Source organism: Paraburkholderia ginsengisoli NBRC 100965 (assembly GCF_000739735.1).
Lineage (GTDB): Bacteria > Pseudomonadota > Gammaproteobacteria > Burkholderiales > Burkholderiaceae > Paraburkholderia > Paraburkholderia ginsengisoli.
Genome location: NZ_BBJF01000005.1, coordinates 380,633 through 402,191, shown reverse-complemented (window position 1 = coordinate 402,191; position 21,559 = coordinate 380,633). Strand labels below are relative to the sequence as shown.

Here is a 21,559-nt window from a genome sequence, read left to right as displayed (position 1 = left end):
GGGCGAGTGCGCGGTAAACGTGCCTTGCTCCGCCCAGCGCCTCTGATGCGAAGTGTCGGGCGCTACCGCACCTGCCACCACTTCGGCAGCAAGCGCCGCACTTCGGGCCGCCGATACCGGTCGTCGATCAGATGCACCACGCCCTGGTCCTGCTCGGTGCGGATCACGCGCCCCGCCGCCTGCACCACCTTCTGCAAGCCCGGGTACAGGTACATGTAGTCGTAGCCGTTGCCGAAGCGCGCGTCCATCGTGTGACGCATCTGCTCGTTGACGTCGTTCATCTGCGGCAAGCCGAGCGTCGCGATGAACGCGCCGATCAACTGTTCACCCACCAGATCGACGCCTTCCGAAAACGCGCCGCCGAGCACCGCGAACCCGACGCCCTGCTTCATGGTCCGGAAGCGCGCGAGAAACGCGTCGCGCGCGGCTTCGTCCATGCCCGGCTCCTGCGTCCAGACCGGCAAGCCGGGATGGCGCTCGCGCATCAGGTCGACCACCTTTTGCAGATAATCGAAACTGCTCAGGAACCCCAGGTAATTGCCCGGCTGCGCCGCATACTGCCGCGCGATCAGATCGACGATCGGCACGAGCGAGCGCTCGCGGTCGCGCCAGCGGGTCGACACGTTGCCGGCCACACGCACCTGCAATTGCTCCGCGCGAAACGGCCCCTCGACGTCGAGCCATTGCGTCTGCCTGGGAAGCCCAAGCGTGTCGCGATAGAAATGCTGCGGATTGAGCGTGCCGGAGAACATCACCGTGGTGCGCGCGGCGGCGTAGCGCGGCGCGAGGAACGGCGCCGGTATCACGTTGCGCACGCACAGCGTGGCGGCGGTTTTGTCGCGCGGCGCGTGGCGGTCGGTGGTGAGCGTCACGTCGAAGATCGAGTGCTCGCCGAACTGCTCGGCCAGCGCGACGAAGTGCATTGCGTCGAAGAAAAAGCGCAGCGCGGTGTCGTCGATGGAAAGTGGCGCTTCGGCGAGCTGATCCGTGACCGCGCCGATCAGATTCTGCGCGGCCGACAGCAGCTTGCCGGGAACCTCGGCATAGACCCGATACGTGTCGGTCTGCGCGCGTTTGACGGCGTTCCATTCGCGCTGCACACGTTCGAGCGGCTTGCGCAAACTGGCCGGCGCCGTTTTGCGCGCGAGCCGCAACGCCGTCTGATCGAGCGACGCGGTGTACATGCGCCGCGCGCGGTCGAGCAGATTGTGCGCTTCGTCCACCAGCACGCCGACGCGCCATTGGTTGATCTGCGTGAGCGCATACAGCATCGCGTTGCTGTCGTAGTAGTAGTTGTAATCGCCGACCACGACGTCGGCCCAGCGCGTCAATTCCTGCGCCAGATAATACGGACAGACCTCGTGCGCGAGCGCGGCCGCACGCACCGCCGCGCGATCGAGACGCTGGCCTGCGAGCGCCGTGCCGCGCGCCGCGTCGAGCCGGTCGTAGAAGCCGCGCGCGAGCGGACACGACTCGCCGTTGCACGCCTTGTCGGGATGCTCGCAGGCTTTGTCGCGTGCGACCAGTTCGAGGGTTCGCAACGGCAACGGCGCGCCACACGAAGCGGCGCTCTGCTGCAACGTTTCGATTGCATCGAGCGCGAGCGCGCGACCCGGCGTCTTCGCGGTCAGAAAGAACACGCGGTCGATCTGCTCCGACGCGCACGCCTTGAGCAGCGGGAAAATCGTCGCGAGCGTCTTGCCGATGCCGGTGGACGCCTGCGCCATCAACGGCGTACCGTCTCGCGCCGCGCGATACACCGACACCGCCAGTTCGCGCTGGCCGCTGCGAAACTGCCCATGCGGAAACTGCAACGCGCCGAGCGCGGCGTTGCGCGCGGCGCAATGCGCCTCTTCCTGCACGGCCCAATCGAGAAAGCACTCGCACTGCTCGACGAAGAATATCTCCAGCTCGCGCGCGGTATGCGTTTGCGTCAACAGCGTTTCCTTCTGACTGCCGATATCGAAGTACACCAGCGCGACCGTCAATTCGGCCAGCCCACGGGTACGGCATAGCAGGTGACCGTACACGAGCGCCTGCGCCCAATGCAGCGTGCGGTGATTTGCGGGCATCCGTTCAAGGTCGCCGCGATGTGTCTTGACCTCTTCGAGCCGGTTCGACATCGGGTCGTAACCATCTGCACGGCCACGCACGGTCAGGCTGCGATGCGTGCCCGTCAACGTGATCTCGGTTTCGTAGCCGCTCGCGCGCCGCCCCGCCACCGTCGTGTGACCAGCCATGCCTTCCAGCGAAGTCGGCGCGGGCGTGAAGCGCAGATCCAGATCGCCGCGCCGCGCGGTGAATTCGCACATGGCGCGCACGGCCACCACGTAGCTCATGTGGCCGCCTCGGTGTCGAGCGTCGGGACGGGCTGCGGTGCGGCTGCGTCGTGCGTGAGCGCTTCGTCGCTCCAACGCACGTCGAGCACACGCACCGGCATGCCGTGCTGCGCGCAATACGCGAGCCAACGAATCTGGTTGTCCTGCAAGCGGTCGCCGGGGCCCTTCACTTCAATCAATTCGTAGCGACGCTCGGCCGGCCAGAAACGGATCAGGTCCGGCAAGCCCGAACGGTTTCCGCGTATATCGCGCAGCAGCCGCTCGAACCACAGCTTCAGATGCGCGGCGGGCAGACAGTCGAGCGCCAGCGCAACCAGCTCGGGCGTCAGCAGCCCCCAGAACACGAACGGCGATTGCAGTCCCGCCTTGCTGTGCAGATGCCGCAGAATCGTCTCGCGATAGACGCCGTTATCGAGTTGCGCGAAACACGCGGCGAACTGATCCGCGCGGCGGGTGTGGAAGTCCGGCGCGTGCAGATCGGCCGGACCGCGCTGGAACGGGTGAAAAAACGCACCGGGCAGCGCCGCGAACACCGGCTCCCAACAGAGCAAACCAAACAGCGAATTGATCAGCGCGTTCTCGACGTAATGCACCGGAGCGGCGTCGCAAGTCAGATGATCGCGCGCGACGTATTCGACCGCTTGCGGCGTGGCGGGCTTCGGCAACACCAGCATGCTGCGTTCGACCGGACGCGCCGCCGGCAAACGCGGCGTCACCTCGCCGCGCTTGCGCCGCAACCGCGGCAACATGCGCGCGATGCGTTGCGCCTCCTCTTCGCTTTCGGGCGCGACGGCGGCTTGCGAAGCCAGCGCGAACGCCTCGTCGAAACGCTCGCTGCGTTCGAGCACGCGCATACGCCGGTGGCGCGCGCCAGCCCACGCACAACGCTCATAGACCGCGAGCGCCGCGTTCCACTGCCGACGACGTTCGCACACGTAGCCGATACGGAACAGCAGTTTCGCGCGACGCGTTTCGAGCCAGGGGTTCGCGGTGTCGATCGCGCCGACGGTGGCGACGAGTTCGTCGATCGCTGCCGCTTCGTCGTCGAGCGGTAGGCATTCGAGCGCCTCGCGGCACGCATGTAACGCGAGATAGACATCGACGTCCGCACGTTGCTGGAATGCGCGCGACGAAGGCGCAAACGCTACCTTTTCGTACTGGAATACGCCGAGGTCGGCGAGCACGAACTCCGACCAGTCCTGCTGCAGATTGCCGAAGAACATCAGCCGCAGCCGTTCGCACAACGGCGCAATCGCGACGTGCAGCACGCGATCCGCCGTGTCGGCGTGCCATGCGCAAAGCGGGCGCTGCGTGGGATTTTCTTCGTCGCTGTCGCTTTCGTAAAACGGGCGCAGCGTGTCCAGTAGATCGGGTTTGCGCAAACTCCTCGCGCCGGGAATCAAGGCAACGGCTTCAGCGAAGATTTCCAGCAACTGAGGACGTGTGCTGAGCGCGAACAGATCGTCGAGCGTGAGGTGCGGTTCGGTGTCGACCCAGCCGAGCGCCGCCATCGGCGCGGCCGCCTGCAACGGGCAGCCGATCTCGTCGTACGCGAGACGGCTCGCGCGAAACAACGCGCCTTTGCGCATCAGCATGCGCACCAACAGCGCACGGGACGCCAGAGGCAAGCGGGCGAATGCGTCGACGAACGCGTGCTCGCGTGCGTCCATCAGATCGTCGTAACGCGTGGCGAGCCACGCCAGCGCGCGCTCGAAGTTCAACAGGTAGTAAGGGACGTCAGAGCGGATGTCTGACCGAGCATCGGTTGCCACGGGTTTTGCTTAACCTGTATGTTTATACAGTGATGATAGCAAAGTCCGTGGCGGGGACTGCCGCCATAAGCGTCAGCGCGCGGCCCACACGACCGTCAACGACCGCACGCCTTGCGCGCCGCGAATCAGCACGCCTTCGATATCGGCCGTCGCCGACGGCCCCGTGACGAGCGCCGCATAACGCGCATCACGGAAGTCGTCGCGCCGATAAAGATCCTGCAAGCCGTCGATCAATTGCGCCGGATCGAGCAGCACGACCAGATGCTGGACGATGTAGCCCAGCGCGTTGACCACATACTCGCGTTCGCTGAACCACACCGAGCCGGTCTCGGCGACGCCGAAGCGCGCGCGCACCACGCCGATGTCGATGTCCTGCAACGACGCCGGTTCGGTATCCGCCGCGAGCGAGCGCGTGCCCTGCACCTCGGGCGTGGCCGATGCGATCGACACGTCGCTGCCGAAGCGTTCGCGGATCAAACCGCTCACGTCGCTAGCAGCGGCAACTTCGACACAGGTACCGCCCATCAACTGCAACGCCGCGGTGAAACGTACGCGCAGATCGCCGCCCGTCGCGTCGAACAGCGGGACGTCAGGACGCGGACGTGCCGGCGGCTGCGCCTGCCGCACCTTCGCCAGAAAAGCGTCACGCGTTGCCATCGCCACCTCCACGATTTTTCTTGTACCAGGCATGGAAGGTCAGCTTCGGCGCCTCCGGCAACTCGCGCTGCTTGCCCCAGATATTGAGCGGGTTGTACAACATGAAATTCGGCAGCCGCCGCAACGCGCTGCCCATCGACGATACCGTCGCGCGATACAACGTCGGACTCGCGAGCAGCCGCCCCGCCATCTTCAACACCTCCTGCTTCACGAACGGCACCTCATGTTGCCCGGCAATCACCGTGCGCCATTTGTAGATCTGCTCGTGAATGTTGATCTTCACCGGACACACGTTCGTGCAGCTACCGTTGAGCGTCGACGCGAACGGCAGTGCGCTGTAGCGCTTCAGATCGAAGGTCGGATTGATGATCGCCCCGATCGGCCCGGAGTACGTGCCGCCATACGACAGCCCACCGCTGCGCCGATACACCGGGCACGTATTCATGCACGCGCCGCAGCGGATGCATTTGAGCGAATACCAGAAGTCCTCCATCGCGAGCCGCTCGGAGCGGCCGTGATCGACGAGGATGTAGTGCATCTCGGTGCCCGGACGCGGCGCGCGAAAATGCGACGTGTACTGCGTGATCGGCGAGCCGAGCGCGCTGCGCGACAGCATGCGCACGAACACGCCGAGGTCCGACACTTTCGGAATCAGCTTCTCGATACCGATCGACGCGATATGCAGCGGCGGCACATTCGCCGACAAATCCGCGTTGCCTTCGTTAGTACACACAACCACCGTTCCCGTCTCCGCAACCGCGAAATTGCAACCCGTCATGCCGGCGGTTTTCTCGCGCACGAAGTACGGCCGCGTGTTCATCCGCTGGCTTTCGGCGAGGTAGTGAATGTCGCTGTTGTTCGGATCGGTGCCGATGGTGCGGCCGAACAGTTCGGCAACGTCGGCGCGCAGTTTATGGACCGCCGGGACCACCATGTGACTGGGGTCCTGATGATCGAGCTGCTGGATGCGTTCGCCCAGATCGGTCTCCATCACCGTGATGCCGCGCGGTTCGAGGTACTCGCGCATCTTGCATTCGTCGGTGAGCATCGACTTGCTTTTGACGAGCGTGGTCATGCCGCGCTCGGACATGATCTTGTGCACCAGCGCGTTGTGCTCTTCGGCGGTGGCCGCCCAATGCACCACCACACCATTGGCTTCGGCCGCCGCGGCGAACTGTTCGAGATAGTCGGACAGATTCGACAGCGTGTGTTCCTTGATGCCCGAAGAGAGTTCGCGCAGCGTCTCCCACTCGGCGATGCCATGCGCCTGCGCATCGCGCTTCTCGCGCAGATCCCACAGACGCTTGTCGTGAAACGCGACATGCTCCGTCTTGCTGATGAAAGCGCCCGCGGCTTTCGCGTGATCGATCCGACTCATGCGCGTGCTCCGTTGAGGACCTGCGCGATATGGATGAAGCGCGCGTCGGCCTTCATGCGTTCCGCGCAGCCTTGCTGGTGCATCAGGCACGACATGTCGCCCGACACGATGTATTCGGCGCCCGCGTTCAGATGGTCGCGCACTTTGTCCTGGCCCATGCGCACCGACACCGGTTCTTCGGTGACCGAGAACGTGCCGCCGAAACCGCAGCATTCGTCGGGTCTTGCCGGCTTGACGAACTCGATGCCCTTCACACGTTCGAGCAACGCGCGCGGCTTCGAAAACGGCGTCCCCGCAATTTCCGACACCGAGGCTTCCTTCAGATGACGCAGCGCGCTGCAACTGTTATGCAAGCCCACCCGATGCGGAAACTCAGCCCACGGAAATTCACGCGCGCCGACCACGTCGTGCAGAAATTCGACCAGTTCATACGCGCTCGCGCGGACCTTCTTCACGTCGCCGGTCTGCTCGATCGCGGTGAGATGCTCGCGCACGTGATGAATGCAGCTCGCCGACGGTCCGACGATGTAGTCGTAGCCCGCGAAGTTGCACGCGAACACGCGCTCGGCGCCGGCGGCCTCGGTGTGCGCGCCGCTGTTGGCCATCGGCTGGCCGCAACAGGTTTGCTCCTGCGGATAGTCGACTTCGATGCCGAAGCGTTCGAGCAATTCGAGCGTGGCGATCCCCACTTCGGGATAGAACGCGTCGATGAAGCACGGGATGAACAGGGCGACTTTCATAAGCTCTTTGAAATGAAGAAGCGGCGCGGGGACTCGCCTACTCTACTGCGGATTCGGGTCGGAGGGGCCATGACGGCTCGCAGGTTTCTGTTCCCGCGAGGCGTGCAATCCGGCACTCCGTAAGACTGGTCATGTTGGTCTGACCACGAATATAAGGAACTCGCCGGAGGGTGTCAATCGGGGAAAGCGGGATCACGCGGGATGACGCGGGATGGGATGCAGGAGAAACAGCGACGCGCGCAACGCGCGAACAGGCGATCAGACAACCAGGCGACTAGCCGCTCATCAGATCGCCCTCGCCGACGGTTTCGCCGCGTCGTCCTTGTACATCTCGCGCACATACGTCAAATGACGTTCGGCTGCCTTGCGGGCTTTCTGCGCGTCGCGCGCCATCACGGCGTCGTAGATCGCCTGATGCTGGCTCATCAACTGCTTTTCCATCGCGTCATCGTAGTCGATCAATCGATGATATTGGCGCATCCCCTCGCGAATCAGCGTATGGATGCCGTGCATCACATGCGCCAGCGCGATGTTGTGCGTGGCGTCGGCAATCGCGAGATGAAACGCGGCGTCCAGTTCGGCCAGGTTCACGCGGTCGCCGGACTGCGAGCCGGCCTTCAACGCGTCGAACGCTTCGGTGATCTTCTTCAGGTCCGCGGCGGTGGCGCGTTGCGCGGCATATACCGTCGAAATCGATTCGAGGCCCTGACGCAATTCCAGAATATCGGCACTGGTGCGCGGATTTTGCAGCAGCAACTCGGCGAGCGGCTTGGAGATGATCGGCGCAGTGACGTCGACCACCGTGAAGCCGCCCCGGCCCGACGTTTCGATGTAGCCGTCCGCTTCCAGTCTGATCAGTGCTTCCCGCAACGAAGGCCGGGATACGCCGAGTTGCGTAGCCAGATCGCGCTCGGCCGGCAGCCGGTCGCCAGGCATCAGCGTGCCTTCCGAGATCAGTTGCTTGATCTGGTCGGACACCACGTCGGACAGCCGTTTACGCGTGAAGGACTGGATCGGGAGGAATGGCATAGGCAGCGATGGGTGAAACCGGTTTGGAAAAGCAGCACTGGCAGTGCTGTGAACGGCGGGCTATCGCGGCGTTCGAACACCCGCCGCACGGTGCGTGAATTATACCGTTCAACGGTATGCGTCGAATCGGCTTCCGGCCAATCGCGCGCGGCGCCAACAGCCGCGCGAAGCTCGACTGGCCGCTTCGACACAGCCGATCGGCCGCCTCGTTTCAACGCGCGCCCAATTCGCCCACAAACGCCGCGATCCGCTCGCACGCATCGATCAACCGCGCCTCATCCACCACGAAGCCGAGCCGCACGAAACCCTTCGCGGTCTCGCCGAACGCGCTCGCGTCGAGCAGAGACACGCCCTTCGCGCGAAACAGCTGCCAGGTGAAATCAACCGTCTCCAGACCCGTGCCGCTGACGTCGACCATCATGAACATACCCGCCTCGGGCAACAGGCACCGCAAACCCGGCACGCGATGCAGGCGCTCGAACACCACGTCGCGACGACGCCGGTAGATCTCGCGCATTTCGGCGGCGATCGCGGCCTTGTTCTGCAGCGCCGTCAGCGCGGCCTGCTGGATGAAACCCGGCAGACCGTAAAGCATCGCGAGTGCGAGACGTCCCATATGCTCGATCAGCTCCGTCGGACCCACTGCCCAGCCGACGCGCCAGCCCGCCATGGCATGCGACTTCGACAGACTGCCGAGCGTGACCGTACGCTCCGCCATGCCGGGCAGCGACGCGATGCTCACGTGCTCGCGCTCGAAGGTCAAATCCGCGTAGACCTCGTCGGACAGCACCCACAGATCATGCTCGCATGCGAGCCGCGCAATCCGCTCCAGATCGGCGCGCTGCATCACCACGCCCGTCGGATTGCATGGCGTCGCGAAGAAAATGGCCTTGGTGCGCGGCGTGAGCGCACCTTCGAGCGCATCGCAATCGACGTGAAACGCCCGCGCCGCATCGACCGGCACCGGCACGAGCGTGGCGCCCGCCGCGCGCACGCACGCCTCGTAGGTCAGGTACATCGGCTCGGGGACGATCACTTCGTCGCCCGCTTCGAGCAGGCACAACGACACGGCGAACACGCCGTTCTGCGCGCCCGCGGTCAGGATCACGTTGGCCGCGCTCGCGGTACAACCGGTCGTGCGCGTATGCTCGGCCGCGATCGCCGTGCGCAGCGGTTCACGGCCCGATACCGCGCTGTAGTGGGTATCGCCGCCGCGCAAAGCGTCGATTGCGCGCTCGACGATCGGCGCGGGCGTCGCGAAGTCCGGGTCGCCCACGCTGAGTACGATCACATCCTCGCCGGCCGCGGCGGCCAGTTGCGCGACACGATGGATTTCCCACGCCGACGTGCGTCTGCCTTGCAGTCGCTCGACCAGATTCGAGTACTTCATTGCGCTCATCCGTTTCGATTTGACCCGCCAATGTAATGGCGCGCGCACGAAACGTCCAGATACGAAAAAGGGCCACGCGAGTAGACAGTCTCGCGTGGCCCTTCTGCGCAGTCGCCTCCGGAACGGGGGCGACGTTCCTGACGGCGCGTTAAATCTGGCGGCGCAACTCCGCCGGCGGCACCTTCATCAGATGCCGGTACTTCGCGACCGTGCGGCGCGCGACCAGCACGCCCTGATCCGCGAGCATCTTCGCGAGCGTCACGTCGGATAGCGGATCGCGAGTGTTTTCGGCGGCGATCATCTCCTTGAGCAGCGCACGCACCGCAGCGGCCGAACAGGTGCCGCCGCTTTCGGTGCCGAGTTCACGCGGAAAGAAATGCTTGAACTCGAAGATGCCGCGCGGCGTGGCCATATATTTGTTGCCGGTGGCGCGCGAAATCGTCGACTCGTGCAGACCGAGTTCTTCGGCCACATCGCGCAACACCATCGGCTTCAGCGCGATTTCGCCGTACTGGAAGAAGGCTTTCTGATGCGCGACGATGCACTCGGCGACGCGTTGAATCGTGTCGAAACGTTGTTGCGCGTTGCGGATCAGCCAGCGCGCTTCCTGCAACTGCTGCGCGAGCGGCGAGCGGCTCGCGCCGGCCGACTGCGCGAACAGCTCCGCGTACATGCGATGAATCCGCGCGCGCGGCTGAACCGCCGGGTTGATCGACACGACCCACTTGTTGCGCACCTGACGCACGATCACGTCCGGCACCACGTAGTTGTCTTCGGTGCGGCCGTAGCAATTGCCTGGCTTCGGATCGAGCTTGCGCACCAGCGCGCAGGCCACGCGCAATTCTTCCGCGCTGCAGCCGATCTGCTTTTGCAATTCGGCCTGCTCGCGACGTGCGAGACGTTCGAGATGATGTTCGACGATTTCCCGTGCGACGTCGCGGCCCGGCGTGTCGGCGGGCAACGCATGCACCTGCAGCGACAAACACTCCGACAACGAACGCGCGCCCAGACCCGGACGATCGAGCGATTGCACGAGGCGCAGCGCCACCAGCAATTCTTCTTCGGTCAACTCCGGTTCGAGATCGACGCTATCGGCGAGATCGGAGAGTTCCTGACGGAGATAGCCGTCATCGTCGAGTGCTTCGATGATGAAGCGGGCCACCGCGCGATCGCGATCGTCGAGTCGGTACAGGCGCAACGAGTCGTGCAACTGCTCGCGCAGCGTCGGCTGCGACCGGGCCCACTCGGCGGGATCGCTGCTGTCCGAGTCGCCGTTCTGGCGCGTCGAACTGCGGCTGCTGTAATCGCCCGAGAAATCGCCCGGCACGTCGTCCGGGCCGGAGCTTTCCAACGACTCGCTGCCGGCGCTGTCCGCGGCCAGAGAATCGGGTTCGGCGGTGGCGACCGTGTCGGCCGCGGGCAGCGCGCCGCCCTCATCGCCAGTCGATGCGGTGGCGAGCGCGACATCTTCAGTTTCCGACGAGTCGTATTCGAGGAACGGATTGGTGTCGAGCGCGGTGCGCAACTCCTGCTGAAATTCCAGAGACGACAACTGCAACAGACGCACCGATTGCTGAAGACGCGGCGTGAGTGCGAGAGACTGCCTCGTGCGTAGTTCAATTGAAGGCATTGTAGTGAGGTCCCGTTAATAAGCTGGAAAATGGTCAGTGACCTCAATAGAGCAACTGTCGTACCAGCTTACTCAACGCCCTGTTTTTTATACGCTTTGCTTTTGCAGGCCCGCCAATTGCGCGGGCGTCGAGCGCCTTTTTTACAAGTACCCGGCAAATTCCGGTTCTGCTGCGACCACCCCGCCAAACCGCCCTTCATGCCTGGCGCCTCACCTATTCGTCAGCCTAAATGGTTGTGCGGTAACGGCTTTTTCCTCTCTACCTGACGAATTGCGGATACCGGGCACACCGCTTGCGCCTAGCTCTATGTGGACGGATGTCGGTCTCTGCACGCCAAACGCACTAGCGCAACGCATGCAGAGACCGTCGTCCGGTGTCGATAACGGGCCGTGACGGAACCGTAGCGGCAACGACCCCACGCGAGTCATCGGCGGCTACGGCTGCGATCGACCGCAGGCAACAAGACCGCAATTTTCATCAACACCCGAAGGAGAAACCATGAAGACCATCCAACTTCTGAAGACCGCAGGTAGCATCGCTTGTGTTGCATTCGCACTGAACGCTACCGCGCAGACCGCCGCCCCGGCGCCGGCCGCTTCCGAATCCATCGGTCAGCACGTCGACGACACGACGATCACCACCAAGGCCAAGGCTGACCTGCTGGCCGCGAAGAACGTCAAGTCGACCCATATCCACGTGAAGACCCGCAAGGGCGTAGTGTCGCTCACGGGCTCGGTGCCGTCGGCCGACGACAAGGCTGCGGCCGAAGAAGTCGTGACCGCCGTGAAGGGCGTGTCGAGCGTGAAGAACCATCTGAAGGTCGCAGCCGAATAAGATCGGTCGCTAGCCTTCGAAGATGCCGGCTTAGGCCGGCATCTTTTTTTGCGCTTCGATTTTGTGGCTCCAAATTGCGCAGAGAAAAAAGCCGTCCGCGTTCAAAACGCGGACGGCTTCTTTTGTTGCAGGGCTTTATCGCAGTGTTCTGCTTTGCCGCCTTCAATGCATCGCTTCAAGCAATGACTTTCACGCGGCCCTTGCGCAATGTCCGGCGCCCTTCCGGGCGCCGGACACCTAACCGCATCCAGCAACAGCGCTGATGTTAAGCGCGGCTCGCGTACTGATCGCGCAAATCGCGCACGCGATCATGGTTCTGCAGCACGCCCTGATACTGACGTTCGACGATCGCGCGCACGTCCACCGGCAAGTCCTTTTCGAGCGCGTCGTGATAGCGCTTCTTCGCGACATCTTCGCCCTTTTCGCATTCGGCGAGGATCTCGTGATCGCTGCGATCGGTCACCGCCGACTTCACGTCCACCCAACCGCGATGCAGCGCACCGCTCATGCTGCCGCCCGTCTCGGGTTTGCCGCCGAGGCTCTGAACCGCGTCCTGCAGTTCGCGTGCGCCGCGCGAGCAGTCTTCCGCGCGCGACAGGAACATCGTCTTCAGTTGCGCGTCATGCGCGTCTTCCGCTGCTTTGCGAAAGCCCTTCTCGCCATCCTTCGACGTTTCGACCAGATCGTTCAGCACGGAAATAACGTTCGTAGCCATTCAATACCTCCAGGGGTTTCGTTGATCGTGGAATCCGCTGCCAGCCTCTGCGTGCGTTTGCGTTGCACGGGTCACGCATCGGTTGTCGATGGCAACGGGGTTCGTCGTTGTATTCGCAGGAGCCGTGCCCGGCCCGATGTTCTTTCAAGATTTGTCGCGGCGCGTCACGAAACCGCGCCAATCTTGCAGATGCGCGTAAATGTTGCGCGCCGGCTTGTGCTTCCATGGGCCTCGATGTCCCGCCTGGCGGGGCTTGTGTGAATGGCATGCCAGTTGCTTTTGTAGTCGCCGAGCCCGCGTCGTGCAATGCACGCGGCGACACACGGCAAGACTTGCCAAAGGCTTTGAAAACAATGGCAGGCAATAACGACAGGGAGCCCTATATGAAGAAGTTCAGCAGCACGGCATTTCTCGCCGCCGTCGCGGTCGTCTCGTCCGCCACCGTGATGCAGATTCGCGACGACCTGCCATCGGCCGACGCGTCGCCGGCCAATGCACAGGCGACGATGTCCTCGTGCGGAACAGCGCGCGACGGCCTCTTGCCCGCGTCATGCGAGCCGACGCCGACGCGTGGCGAACGTCAGATGGCGCCGACGACCCAGCCGCAACAAGGTGCGCGTCGACAAATCTGGGTGTGAAGGCTTTTTAAAGGTTTCGAGGCAACGCGCATTCCCGCCGCTTTAATTACACCCGTGCCTCGCAACCATCGCATCGCCACCTCTCGCGATCAATCAAAGCAAAACGGCCCGACAAACGTCGGGCCGTTTTGCTTCCGCCATTCACCGCATCGCGAACGGAACTAAAAAACTCAGGCGTGCTTCTCGCTGTATTCGTTGAGCGGTTCCGGCGTCTTCAACGGATCGAAGTCGGCCCAGCGCCCTTGCTGCCAGCGCCCACTCGCCCGTTCGATCGCAACGCCGCCGGCTTCACGCAACACGCGCGCGGCGTCGAACTGATTGTCCGGCGACACGTGCACGGCGACCAGCACGCCCGAATCGCGTGCCTCTTCATGAAACGCCAGATGATGGCCCGACTTGCCGGTTTCGCGCGTGGCCGCCATTGCGCCGACCAGCGAGCCGACATAGGCGCCGACACCAGCTGCGATCAGCGACACGATAATCGGCGCGGAGAACGCAGCGAAAATCGCCACGCCCACCACCGCCCCAAGCACCGCCCCGAGCGTGACGCCGAGACCGGCGCCTTTGGGCGCTTTCTTCGCGCCGGGATCGGTGCCGGTGTCGCCGCCAATCGGATAACGTGCATGCTGGCCGCGCGGATTGACGAAAAACAGCGTCACGTCTTCTTCGACGAACCCTGCGTTGAATAACTTTTGCGCCGCCTCTTCGCCGGCGGGAAAAGTCGTAAAACGTGCTGCGACGATGAGTGACATGAGGCCTCCTTGCATCGTTGAAATGGCGTTGGCGGACCATGCCGCCGCCGTTGCATGCGCGGCACGCGCGCTCGCACGACGACATGCGCCGGCACTACGCCGTGGCGCCGCGATCAGGTTCCATGCCTTCCACTCTGAACAGTCCGCTATGCAACACTACGCCTTCGCCGTGATTCTGGTCGAGCGCTTCCGCGCAGACCGAACGGATGCGGTGAAGGCCCTTGTCGAAGGCTGTCATCAACGTGGACTCCAGCGCGGAATCCGCGCCGAAATGATCTTCCAGCGCCTCGGCCGTGATGGCGCACACCACCGGCTCGCCATCCACCCGCGCCATGAAGCGCACGGTCAGATTCGAGCCGTCGAAGGCGGGCTTGTCGTCCGGGAAATTGATCTGCATAAGCGAATCCTCATAGGCCGGCCGCGGCAAAATCGCGTTCATGACGAACCCTTCATGTCGCCGGCGAGTTGCTGCGCCATGGCGAGGTGGTGTTTGATGATCGGCAGCGCCTTCGCGGCGGCGGCCTTCAGTTGCGAGTCGGTGCCGCTCTGGCTTTCGCGCTCGAACAGATCGACCGCGCGCTGATGGGCTTCCACGCCGATCTGCTCGACGTAGGCCTGATCGAACTCCTTGCCCTTGAGCGTTTGCAGTTTGCCGACCAGCGCCGAATCCGCGGACGGCGTCGTCGTGAAGCCCTTCTTCGACACCAGCGCCGCCATCCCATGCGAAAGCTTCGTATGGTCCGTGATCATCTGTTGCGCGAACTTGCGCACGTGCGGATCGCTGGAATTTTTCAGCGCGATCTTGCTGGCCGCGATTTCGGTCGCGTCCGAGGTCGACGCGTCCTGCACGAACTGCTGGTCGGCCGGCGAGAGCTTCGTGCCGCTGACCGGCGCTTCGCTTGCAGGCGCATCGCTCGCTTGTGCGTGAACCACGCCGATCGACGCGGCGCTCAAACCCAGCGCGAACGTCATCACTTGTAGGGAATACCGGAATTTCATGCATTTTCTCCCTGTTGGCCACGGCGCCGGAGCCCAGTCGAGCGACGAGTCGCGGCAGATGTTTCGCACAGCCTCGCGTTCCCATGCCGCGTCTCGTTCATCCGCTCCACTCAGGCCGCCTTGCGCTTCGACAGTTGCGCGATCAGCGCCTTGTTAAAAGCAGGCAGGTCATCCGGTTTGCGGCTCGAAATCAGATTGCCGTCCTCGACCACTTCCTGATCCACCCACGTGCCGCCCGCGTTGCGAATGTCGTCCTGCAGGCTCGGCCAGCTCGTCAGCGTACGTCCCTTGATGATGCCCGCCGACACCGGCAGCCACCCGCCATGACAGATCACCGCGATCGGCTTCTTCGCGTTGTCGGCCGCTTTGATGAAGGCCTGCGCTTGCGGCAGCAGGCGAATCGCGTCGCCGTTCACCACGCCGCCGGGCAATACGACCGCGTCGTAGTCATCGGGGCGCGCGTTGTCGAAGGTCGCGTCGACCGCGACCGTGTCGCCCTTGTCGACGTGCTTGAAGCCCTGAATCTTGCCGGCCTTCTCCGAAATCACATGCACTGTCGCGCCCGCTTCCGAGAGTGCGCGCTTGGGCTCGACCAGTTCCGCCTGTTCGAAACCATCCACCGCGAGTACCGCTACCTTGTAACCGTTCAGTTCGCCTGCCATGCGTGCTCTCCTTCGTTTGAATGCGGGAGCCGCGCGTGATGCAGTGCGGCCCCGTGCTCTCATTACCTCGTGATTGAGCAAAAGACGTGCCCGTCGAATTCCCCGCGTCTCACAGACCGTTGGGGTCGTCGTCGAGACCGTCGTCATCCGAGGCGAGCGGATCGATGATCCGATCCGGCTCGATGTCGCTGTCGGCATTCAGCGTCGAATCGCCGTCGGCTGCCGCGCGTTCGCCGGTGCCGGCACGATCGGTGTCGCTGCCGAGTTCGGTATCGCCCGTTTCTAGGGCGTGATTGTCCAGTTCCGAATCGACGTCGAACACATGACGCTTTGCACCGGCGACGTCGCTGCCGCTATCGGACGAATCGCTCGGACCGAGCGCGCCGGTCGTACCGGACGTTTCCTTCACCACCTGTTGCGGCTCTTCATCGGGATTCAGTGTGCTGCTCATGGTGCTCTCCTTGGCTGGGTTGATCGCTGGTCGATCTATTGATGAATGCGGGGTCGCTGTTCATCACACGCTTCACTTCGCAAGGACTGTTCCGCTCGCATTGCGCTTGCGCCGCACGCGCGCACGCTGCGCATCGCGCGACGTTGGGCATCGGCTTTGCTTCCAGCGAATCGTCGGCGCCAAGCGCGCCTCATGCTTGAAACTTCTACCTGCAACAATGGCCGCCACGACCCAACCGAGCGCACGCCGTGCCGAATCCGCGCAACCTGCGAATCCCGCGGACGATTCCGCGAAGCCATCGGCGCCCGCTGCGATGCCGCCAGGTCTGCGGCACGCCGACGACACCAAGCCGGGCTACACACGCAAGCGCGACAAGGACGGCTTCGTCTATTTCGATGCGAGCGGCAAGCGCATCGACGATCAGGACGACATTCAGCGCATCAATGCGCTAGCCATTCCGCCCGCGTACGAAGACGTGTGGATCTGCCCCGATCCGCGCGGCCACATCCAGGCGACCGGCCGCGACGCACGCGGTCGCAAGCAGTACCGCTATCACCCGCGCTGGCGCGAGACGCGCGACGCCGACAAATACGAGCGCATGGCCGAGTTCGGCCGCGCGCTGCCACGCATTCGCGCACGCGTCGCCCGTGACCTCAAGCTGCCGGGCATGCCGTGCGATAAGGTGATCGCGGCGATCGTGCAGTTGCTCGACACGACGCTGATCCGTATCGGCAGTGTCGAATATGCGCGCGATAATCAGTCGTACGGATTGACGACGCTGCGCAAGAAGCATGTGAAGATCGAAGCCGGACAGGTGCGCTTCCGGTTTCGCGGCAAGAGCGGTATCGAACACGACGTCACGGTCGACAATCCGCGCATCATGCGCATCGTGCGTCGCTGCGCCGAACTGCCGGGCCACGATCTGTTCCAGTATCTCGACGATGACGGCACGCGCCGCACCGTCGGCTCGGCCGACATCAACGACTATCTGCGTCGTGCGAGCGACGCGGACTTCACCGCGAAAGACTATCGGACGTGGGCCGGGAGCGTGTACGCGCTCGCGGCGCTGCGGCGGCTGATGTGCAGCAGCGCAGCGGAAGCGCGCCGCCATCTCGTCGCCACGGTGAAGGACGTCGCGACGCTGCTGCGCAATACGCCGGCGGTGTGCCGGCGTTGCTACATTCATCCGACGGTGATCAGCGCGTTCGAGGCGGATGAATTGCAAAGTTTGCCGCCGGGTCAGTCACGTCGCGGGCTCAGAGTGGATGAAGTGGCGTTCGCCGCGCTGCTCGCTCACGCGGAAAAGCGCGCCGCGAAACTGGCGCGTCAGGCGGGGGCGAAGGGCCGCAAGGTACGTGAGTCGGCGGTGGCGGAGAGTATCGACGGCTCGCTCACCAGCTTGCTGAAAAAGTCGCGCGTGGGGCGCAATGCGGCGGCCGCCGAGAAAGCCGGCGCAAAAGCGAATGCCAAACGGGCACGCTCCGCGCGACGGACTGCCGGTATGAGCGCCGTCGATGCCGCGAGTGATGTGAAGCGGGCCGCTCATCGAGCGTGACCGAATGAGCGCGGCGGAAACTATCCGCGCAATGCGCGCTTCATCGTTGAAGACGTCGCTAAATCAAAAAGACTATGGGGTGGTGTAGATAAGAAACAGGCAGCGCCACGATGTGTGTGCGTGCCGTCCCAACGAACGACGCGTGCGCCGCCCCTCACCCTTCCTCGTCGAACGCGGCCATCACGAGCCACATTGCGCGCTCGCCGTCGCGTATCGGCGCCGCGAGCGCGTACGGGTCGCCCGGCTCGCACACGCGCTCGAGCGCTTCATGCGCGGCTTCGCCGTTATCGAACACCCGCTCCGACAATCGCCGCACTTCCTGCTTGCCCTCGAACATCCGTTGATGCCTGCGATAGACGAGCGGCTCCGACTTCCAGTTGCGAAAGCATTCGCGCACGTGCGTAAAGTCGCCGCCGCAAATGTTCACCTGATAATGGATTCTGTTCGCCACAATCGATTCCCCCGCGCGGCAAGCGCCGCATGCGCGTCGTTCGCGCGCAACTCGTGATGAGCGCTGGAGCGCATGCTCCCTTGCATCGATTCAGCCAAAGCGGCGCTTCGTTATGCCGCGCCTGCGTCGGTGTTCACATCACTGCTACTACAGCTTCCGCCTCGGACATCCGCCTGCATGTCCATAGCGGGTTCGGACCGGACTCAAACGGATCGACGCGAGGCGCGCACCGATCCGCACTTGCTCGAAACCGACTACTCCGCCGATCCATCTGCGATCGATCGGCTCACGCGCGCACGCCCACGCGCGCAACCCGGCAGTCGTTCGACACGCCGAGGCTTACTGCCCCTTCGTATCGCTGCTCGCATTGGCGCCGGGCATATTGGTCGAATCGTTCATCGGCTTCTTCGCCTTCGACTTCGACATGGAATGCGCCTTGGGCGCCGTGGCGCTCGTCGCGCCGGTCGACGCATCGCCACCCGTGGTCGGGCCGGCCGTCGCAGCGCCGTGCGCGTTGCCCGAGCCGCCGGTGCCGCCTGCGCCGCCATTGCCGTTGCCGCCGCCCGCTTGCGCGAACGCGGCCGTGGACATGGCGACGAGCGCCGATACCAACAGTGCTTTTGAATATTTCATGAAAGTCTCCCTTGAGTGATGGGCCAGCGTGGTGGAATCGCGCCATGTCGTCATGGCGGCGAGCCACGCCGAAGTCCATCCATCACTCAGCAAGGGCTATGCCGCGCGAGGCTCGGGAGACGCGAAACATCGGCAGGCATCGACGCGCGCTCGACAGACATCGATCCATTGGCTCGACGAGGCGACCTGCCGAAATAATTTCAAACACGCTCGCAGCCTTTTTTGCGTATCGGTTGCGCACGCAGCGCGTACGCCCTTGAGCGTCTTGCAGACGCGCAAGGAACGCGCGTTGCTCAGGTCTTCGGTACATCCACCTGAAGAGGAGTGACATCATGCTCAACCAGACACAGACTCAAGGACAAGGCGCACGTATCGTCGGTAAGGGCAGCATGACCGCGGAGGGCCCCGGCCCCGACGTGATGGCGGCCGCCACACTCGATGGCAACAAGGTGATCAGCAGCGACGGCGAGGATGTCGGCAAGGTCAAGGACATCATGCTCGACGTCGGCTCCGGTCGCATCGCCTATGCGGTGCTGTCGAGCGGCGGCTTTCTCGGCATCGGCGACAAGCTGCTGGCAATTCCGTGGCACGCATTGACGCTCGATACCGAGCAGAAGTGCTTCGTGCTGAACATGACCGCGGAAGGCGTGCGCAACGCCCCGGGCTTCGACAAGGATCACTGGCCGTCGATGGCGGATCAGACGTGGGCCACCTCCGTGCATCAGTACTACGGCAGCGAACCGTACTGGGCTCGCGATCGTTACGAGCTTCGCGACGACCTCGGCACCGACCCGATCCCGCCGGCTTCCTCCGACGCGCCCGAGGCTGGCGGACTGAAGCTGTAAGCGCAGTCTGTTGGTGCAGGGCGCGCGCCATACGCGGGACATTGCGTTGGACGTTTCGTTGGACGTTGCGTCGAAAGTGACGCGCGCCCGTCCACCGCGCCGGCATGCCGCGAGCAGCTAGCGGCTACCGGCGCATTCACCGCGCCCTCCGGGTTGCGCGTTGGCGCACGCCTGACGCAAGCGATGCGACAACGCCGCGCCGCCCTCCGCGCCGACGCCCCTCCAACCCCATAAGGACTGACCACCATGCCCGCCCGAAAAGCCAGTAGCAAATCGAAGCGTCCGGTCGCGCGCGGCAAGTCGGGACGGCCACCCCGTCAACGCCATGCCCAGGCGCATGCCGCGCATCGCGCGAAAACCGCCAAAGCAGGCGGCGCCCGCCATTCGCGCAAATGGTCGCATCATGTGATGGAAACCAGCGACGCAATGGATATCCAGCACGACATTTTCAAAACCGGCAGCGCCGAGTCAATTGCGCAGTCGCTCAAGCGCTCGTCGACGCAGAGCCGTCGCCGCAAGGGCACGCCGTACCAATCGGCGATGTCGATGCTTAATTTCTATATCAATCGCGCCGGCAAGAATCTGCCGAAAACCCGCCGCGCGACGTTGCAGCAGGCAAAGCGCAAGCTGCGCGAAGCGTTCGGGCGCGCGCCCTGACGTAGCTGACGCAACCGGCATCACGCGTCCCGGCGCGCGCCTCTTTTAACCGGCCGGCGCCTCGCCTCTTTCCGCAAGCGCACGCCGGCCCTCTTCGGAAGCTCATGCGCGAAACATTGTGGTTTCTCATCGTCGGCGCCGTGCTCGTGTTCATGGGTCTCGCGGCCACGACACTGCGACGCCTGCCCGTCAGCGCCGCGATGTTCTATCTCGCGATCGGCTATGCGCTCGGCTTGCCCGGCGTCGCGCTATTGCGCCTCGACATGGTCGCCGATGCGCATCTGCTGCGCACCATCACCGAAATCGCGCTGCTGGTCTCGCTGTTCGCGATCGGCTTGCGCCTGCGCCTCGGCGTGCTGGAAAAACTGTGGACCGTCCCGTTGCGCCTCGGCTTTCTCGCGATGCTGGCGACCATCCCCTTGCTGACGCTGTTCGGGGTGTACGTTCTGCAACTCGGCTGGGGGCCGGCTTTGCTGCTCGCATCGATCCTCGCGCCGACCGATCCCGTGCTCGCGCACGACGTGCAGGTGCACAACCCGGGCGATCACGACCTGCTGCGCTTCGCGCTGTCCGGCGAAGGCGGCCTGAACGACGGCATTGCGCTGCCCTTCGCGATGCTCGGCCTCGCGCTGTGCGCGGCGCCCGCCGGTCAGGGCGCCGAGTTGCTGAATCTGAAACTCGTCGCCGGCATGGTTTGGGGGGTGGCGGGCGCGATCGCGATCGGCGGCGCGCTCGGCTGGGCGACCACGCATGCGGTGGCATGGCTGCGTACGCGTCATGCTCAGGCGCTGGGCCTCGAAGGCTTTTTCGCGCTCGGGCTGATCGAACTGTCGTTCGGCGCCGCGCAACTCGCGCACACGTATGGCTTTCTCGCGGTATTCGCGGCGGGCGTTGCGATGCGCCGCGTCGAGCATCGCGCGAGCGGCGGCCAGTCGCCGCGCGAAACGCTGGGCACGGTCGATTCGCAGAACGTCGAAGCGACAGCGTCCAATCCGAGCAAAGCGCATGCGTACATCACGGAGTCGGTGCTCGGCTTCACGATCGAACTCGAAAGCATCGCCGAGGTCGCCGTGATGGCGATGGTCGGCAATGTGCTCGCCACCATCCACACGTCGCTCTTCACCTGGCAAACGGTTGCGCTGTGCGTTGCGCTGTTCGTGATCGTACGGCCGGTGTCGGTGGAGCTGTCGCTGATCGGATCGAGCGCGACGCCCGCGCAGCGGCGTCTGATGAGCTGGTTCGGCATACGCGGCATCGGTTCGTTCTACTACCTGGCGTTCGCGCTCGAACACGGCAACGCGGACGACGTCGTGCCACTGATGCCGCTGACGCTCGCGGTGATCGCGGCGTCGGTGGTGATCCACGGCGTGTCGGCGACACCGTTGATGAACTGGTATCGCCGGCTGCGCGGCGCTGAAAAATAGTCATGGG

22 protein-coding genes are annotated in these 21,559 nt (G+C 64.0%); 6 read left to right on the top strand and 16 right to left on the bottom strand.

Features of this window, described 5'->3' with window-relative positions; all coding sequences use genetic code 11:
- Positions 1 to 62: 62 nt before the first annotated feature.
- The 8 genes from BGI01S_RS11070 to BGI01S_RS11035 all read right to left on the bottom strand — a co-directional run bounded on the left by BGI01S_RS11070 (position 63) and on the right by BGI01S_RS11035 (position 10,935).
- A complete protein-coding gene (locus tag BGI01S_RS11070) occupies positions 63 to 2,339 on the bottom strand; it encodes an ATP-dependent DNA helicase (protein WP_042325227.1) in 2,277 nt (758 codons plus the stop codon).
- A complete protein-coding gene (locus BGI01S_RS11065) occupies positions 2,336 to 4,111 on the bottom strand; it encodes a VRR-NUC domain-containing protein (RefSeq protein ID WP_042325223.1) in 1,776 nt (591 codons plus the stop codon). The genes BGI01S_RS11070 and BGI01S_RS11065 overlap by 4 nt, the downstream gene beginning before the upstream one ends.
- Before the next feature lie 72 nt (positions 4,112 to 4,183).
- A complete protein-coding gene (locus BGI01S_RS11060; protein ID WP_042325221.1) occupies positions 4,184 to 4,768 on the bottom strand; it encodes a LutC/YkgG family protein in 585 nt (194 codons plus the stop codon).
- Positions 4,755 to 6,146, bottom strand: a complete 1,392-nt coding sequence (locus tag BGI01S_RS11055; protein WP_042325219.1) for a lactate utilization protein B — start codon at positions 6,144 to 6,146, stop codon at positions 4,755 to 4,757. The genes BGI01S_RS11060 and BGI01S_RS11055 overlap by 14 nt, the downstream gene beginning before the upstream one ends.
- A complete protein-coding gene (locus BGI01S_RS11050) occupies positions 6,143 to 6,886 on the bottom strand; it encodes a (Fe-S)-binding protein (protein WP_042325217.1) in 744 nt (247 codons plus the stop codon). The genes BGI01S_RS11055 and BGI01S_RS11050 overlap by 4 nt, the downstream gene beginning before the upstream one ends.
- Before the next feature lie 285 nt (positions 6,887 to 7,171).
- Complete coding sequence (locus tag BGI01S_RS11045) at positions 7,172 to 7,915, bottom strand: FadR/GntR family transcriptional regulator (protein WP_042325215.1); 744 nt, start codon at positions 7,913 to 7,915, stop codon at positions 7,172 to 7,174.
- Positions 7,916 to 8,126: 211 nt separating this feature from the next.
- Positions 8,127 to 9,305: a pyridoxal phosphate-dependent aminotransferase gene (locus BGI01S_RS11040; protein ID WP_042325943.1), complete on the bottom strand. Its 1,179-nt coding sequence runs from the start codon at positions 9,303 to 9,305 to the stop codon at positions 8,127 to 8,129.
- 148 nt (positions 9,306 to 9,453) lie between these two features.
- Positions 9,454 to 10,935 (bottom strand): RNA polymerase factor sigma-54, encoded by a 1,482-nt coding sequence (locus BGI01S_RS11035; RefSeq protein ID WP_042325214.1) that lies wholly within the window; start codon positions 10,933 to 10,935, stop codon positions 9,454 to 9,456.
- A 499-nt stretch (positions 10,936 to 11,434) separates the two neighbouring features.
- Between BGI01S_RS11035 and BGI01S_RS11030 the strand changes: the two genes are divergently transcribed.
- Positions 11,435 to 11,770 carry a BON domain-containing protein gene (locus BGI01S_RS11030; protein ID WP_042325212.1) on the top strand — a complete coding sequence of 112 codons (336 nt, stop codon included), beginning with the start codon at positions 11,435 to 11,437 and terminating at the stop codon, positions 11,768 to 11,770.
- 265 nt (positions 11,771 to 12,035) lie between these two features.
- Here the strand turns inward: BGI01S_RS11030 and BGI01S_RS11025 are convergent, their stop codons facing one another.
- Positions 12,036 to 12,485 carry a PA2169 family four-helix-bundle protein gene (locus BGI01S_RS11025; RefSeq protein ID WP_042325210.1) on the bottom strand — a complete coding sequence of 150 codons (450 nt, stop codon included), beginning with the start codon at positions 12,483 to 12,485 and terminating at the stop codon, positions 12,036 to 12,038.
- A gap of 383 nt (positions 12,486 to 12,868) precedes the next feature.
- On the opposite strand from BGI01S_RS11025, the gene BGI01S_RS11020 reads away from it, so the two are divergent.
- The gene (locus tag BGI01S_RS11020) at positions 12,869 to 13,123 is read left to right on the top strand and encodes a hypothetical protein (protein ID WP_042325208.1); all 255 of its coding nucleotides are present in this window, start codon (positions 12,869 to 12,871) and stop codon (positions 13,121 to 13,123) included.
- A 170-nt stretch (positions 13,124 to 13,293) separates the two neighbouring features.
- Here BGI01S_RS11020 and BGI01S_RS11015 read toward each other — a convergent pair whose 3' ends face one another.
- From BGI01S_RS11015 to BGI01S_RS10995, 5 genes are all read right to left on the bottom strand, one after another.
- A complete protein-coding gene (locus BGI01S_RS11015) occupies positions 13,294 to 13,875 on the bottom strand; it encodes a membrane protein (RefSeq protein WP_042325206.1) in 582 nt (193 codons plus the stop codon).
- A gap of 94 nt (positions 13,876 to 13,969) precedes the next feature.
- Entirely contained in the window at positions 13,970 to 14,314 is a 345-nt protein-coding gene (locus tag BGI01S_RS11010; protein ID WP_042325205.1) for a DUF1488 family protein, read from the bottom strand.
- A complete protein-coding gene (locus BGI01S_RS11005; RefSeq protein ID WP_042325202.1) occupies positions 14,311 to 14,874 on the bottom strand; it encodes a DUF4142 domain-containing protein in 564 nt (187 codons plus the stop codon). The genes BGI01S_RS11010 and BGI01S_RS11005 overlap by 4 nt, the downstream gene beginning before the upstream one ends.
- A 110-nt stretch (positions 14,875 to 14,984) precedes the next feature.
- Positions 14,985 to 15,536 (bottom strand): type 1 glutamine amidotransferase domain-containing protein, encoded by a 552-nt coding sequence (locus tag BGI01S_RS11000; protein WP_042325200.1) that lies wholly within the window; start codon positions 15,534 to 15,536, stop codon positions 14,985 to 14,987.
- Positions 15,537 to 15,645: 109 nt separating this feature from the next.
- Positions 15,646 to 15,987, bottom strand: coding sequence for a hypothetical protein (locus BGI01S_RS10995; RefSeq protein ID WP_042325199.1), 342 nt, complete (start codon positions 15,985 to 15,987; stop codon positions 15,646 to 15,648).
- A 217-nt stretch (positions 15,988 to 16,204) separates the two neighbouring features.
- Between BGI01S_RS10995 and BGI01S_RS10990 the strand changes: the two genes are divergently transcribed.
- The gene (locus tag BGI01S_RS10990) at positions 16,205 to 17,542 is read left to right on the top strand and encodes a DNA topoisomerase IB (RefSeq protein ID WP_042325197.1); all 1,338 of its coding nucleotides are present in this window, start codon (positions 16,205 to 16,207) and stop codon (positions 17,540 to 17,542) included.
- 154 nt (positions 17,543 to 17,696) lie between these two features.
- Here the strand turns inward: BGI01S_RS10990 and BGI01S_RS10985 are convergent, their stop codons facing one another.
- Entirely contained in the window at positions 17,697 to 17,993 is a 297-nt protein-coding gene (locus BGI01S_RS10985; protein WP_042325195.1) for a hypothetical protein, read from the bottom strand.
- Positions 17,994 to 18,332: 339 nt separating this feature from the next.
- Positions 18,333 to 18,626, bottom strand: coding sequence for a hypothetical protein (locus BGI01S_RS10980; protein ID WP_042325193.1), 294 nt, complete (start codon positions 18,624 to 18,626; stop codon positions 18,333 to 18,335).
- Positions 18,627 to 18,958: 332 nt separating this feature from the next.
- On the opposite strand from BGI01S_RS10980, the gene BGI01S_RS10975 reads away from it, so the two are divergent.
- From BGI01S_RS10975 to BGI01S_RS10965, 3 genes are all read left to right on the top strand, one after another.
- Positions 18,959 to 19,471 (top strand): PRC-barrel domain-containing protein, encoded by a 513-nt coding sequence (locus BGI01S_RS10975; RefSeq protein ID WP_042325192.1) that lies wholly within the window; start codon positions 18,959 to 18,961, stop codon positions 19,469 to 19,471.
- Between the two features lie 246 nt (positions 19,472 to 19,717).
- A complete protein-coding gene (locus BGI01S_RS10970; protein ID WP_042325190.1) occupies positions 19,718 to 20,128 on the top strand; it encodes a DUF3175 domain-containing protein in 411 nt (136 codons plus the stop codon).
- A gap of 104 nt (positions 20,129 to 20,232) precedes the next feature.
- A complete protein-coding gene (locus tag BGI01S_RS10965) occupies positions 20,233 to 21,552 on the top strand; it encodes a cation:proton antiporter (protein ID WP_042325187.1) in 1,320 nt (439 codons plus the stop codon).
- Positions 21,553 to 21,559 lie beyond the last annotated feature (7 nt).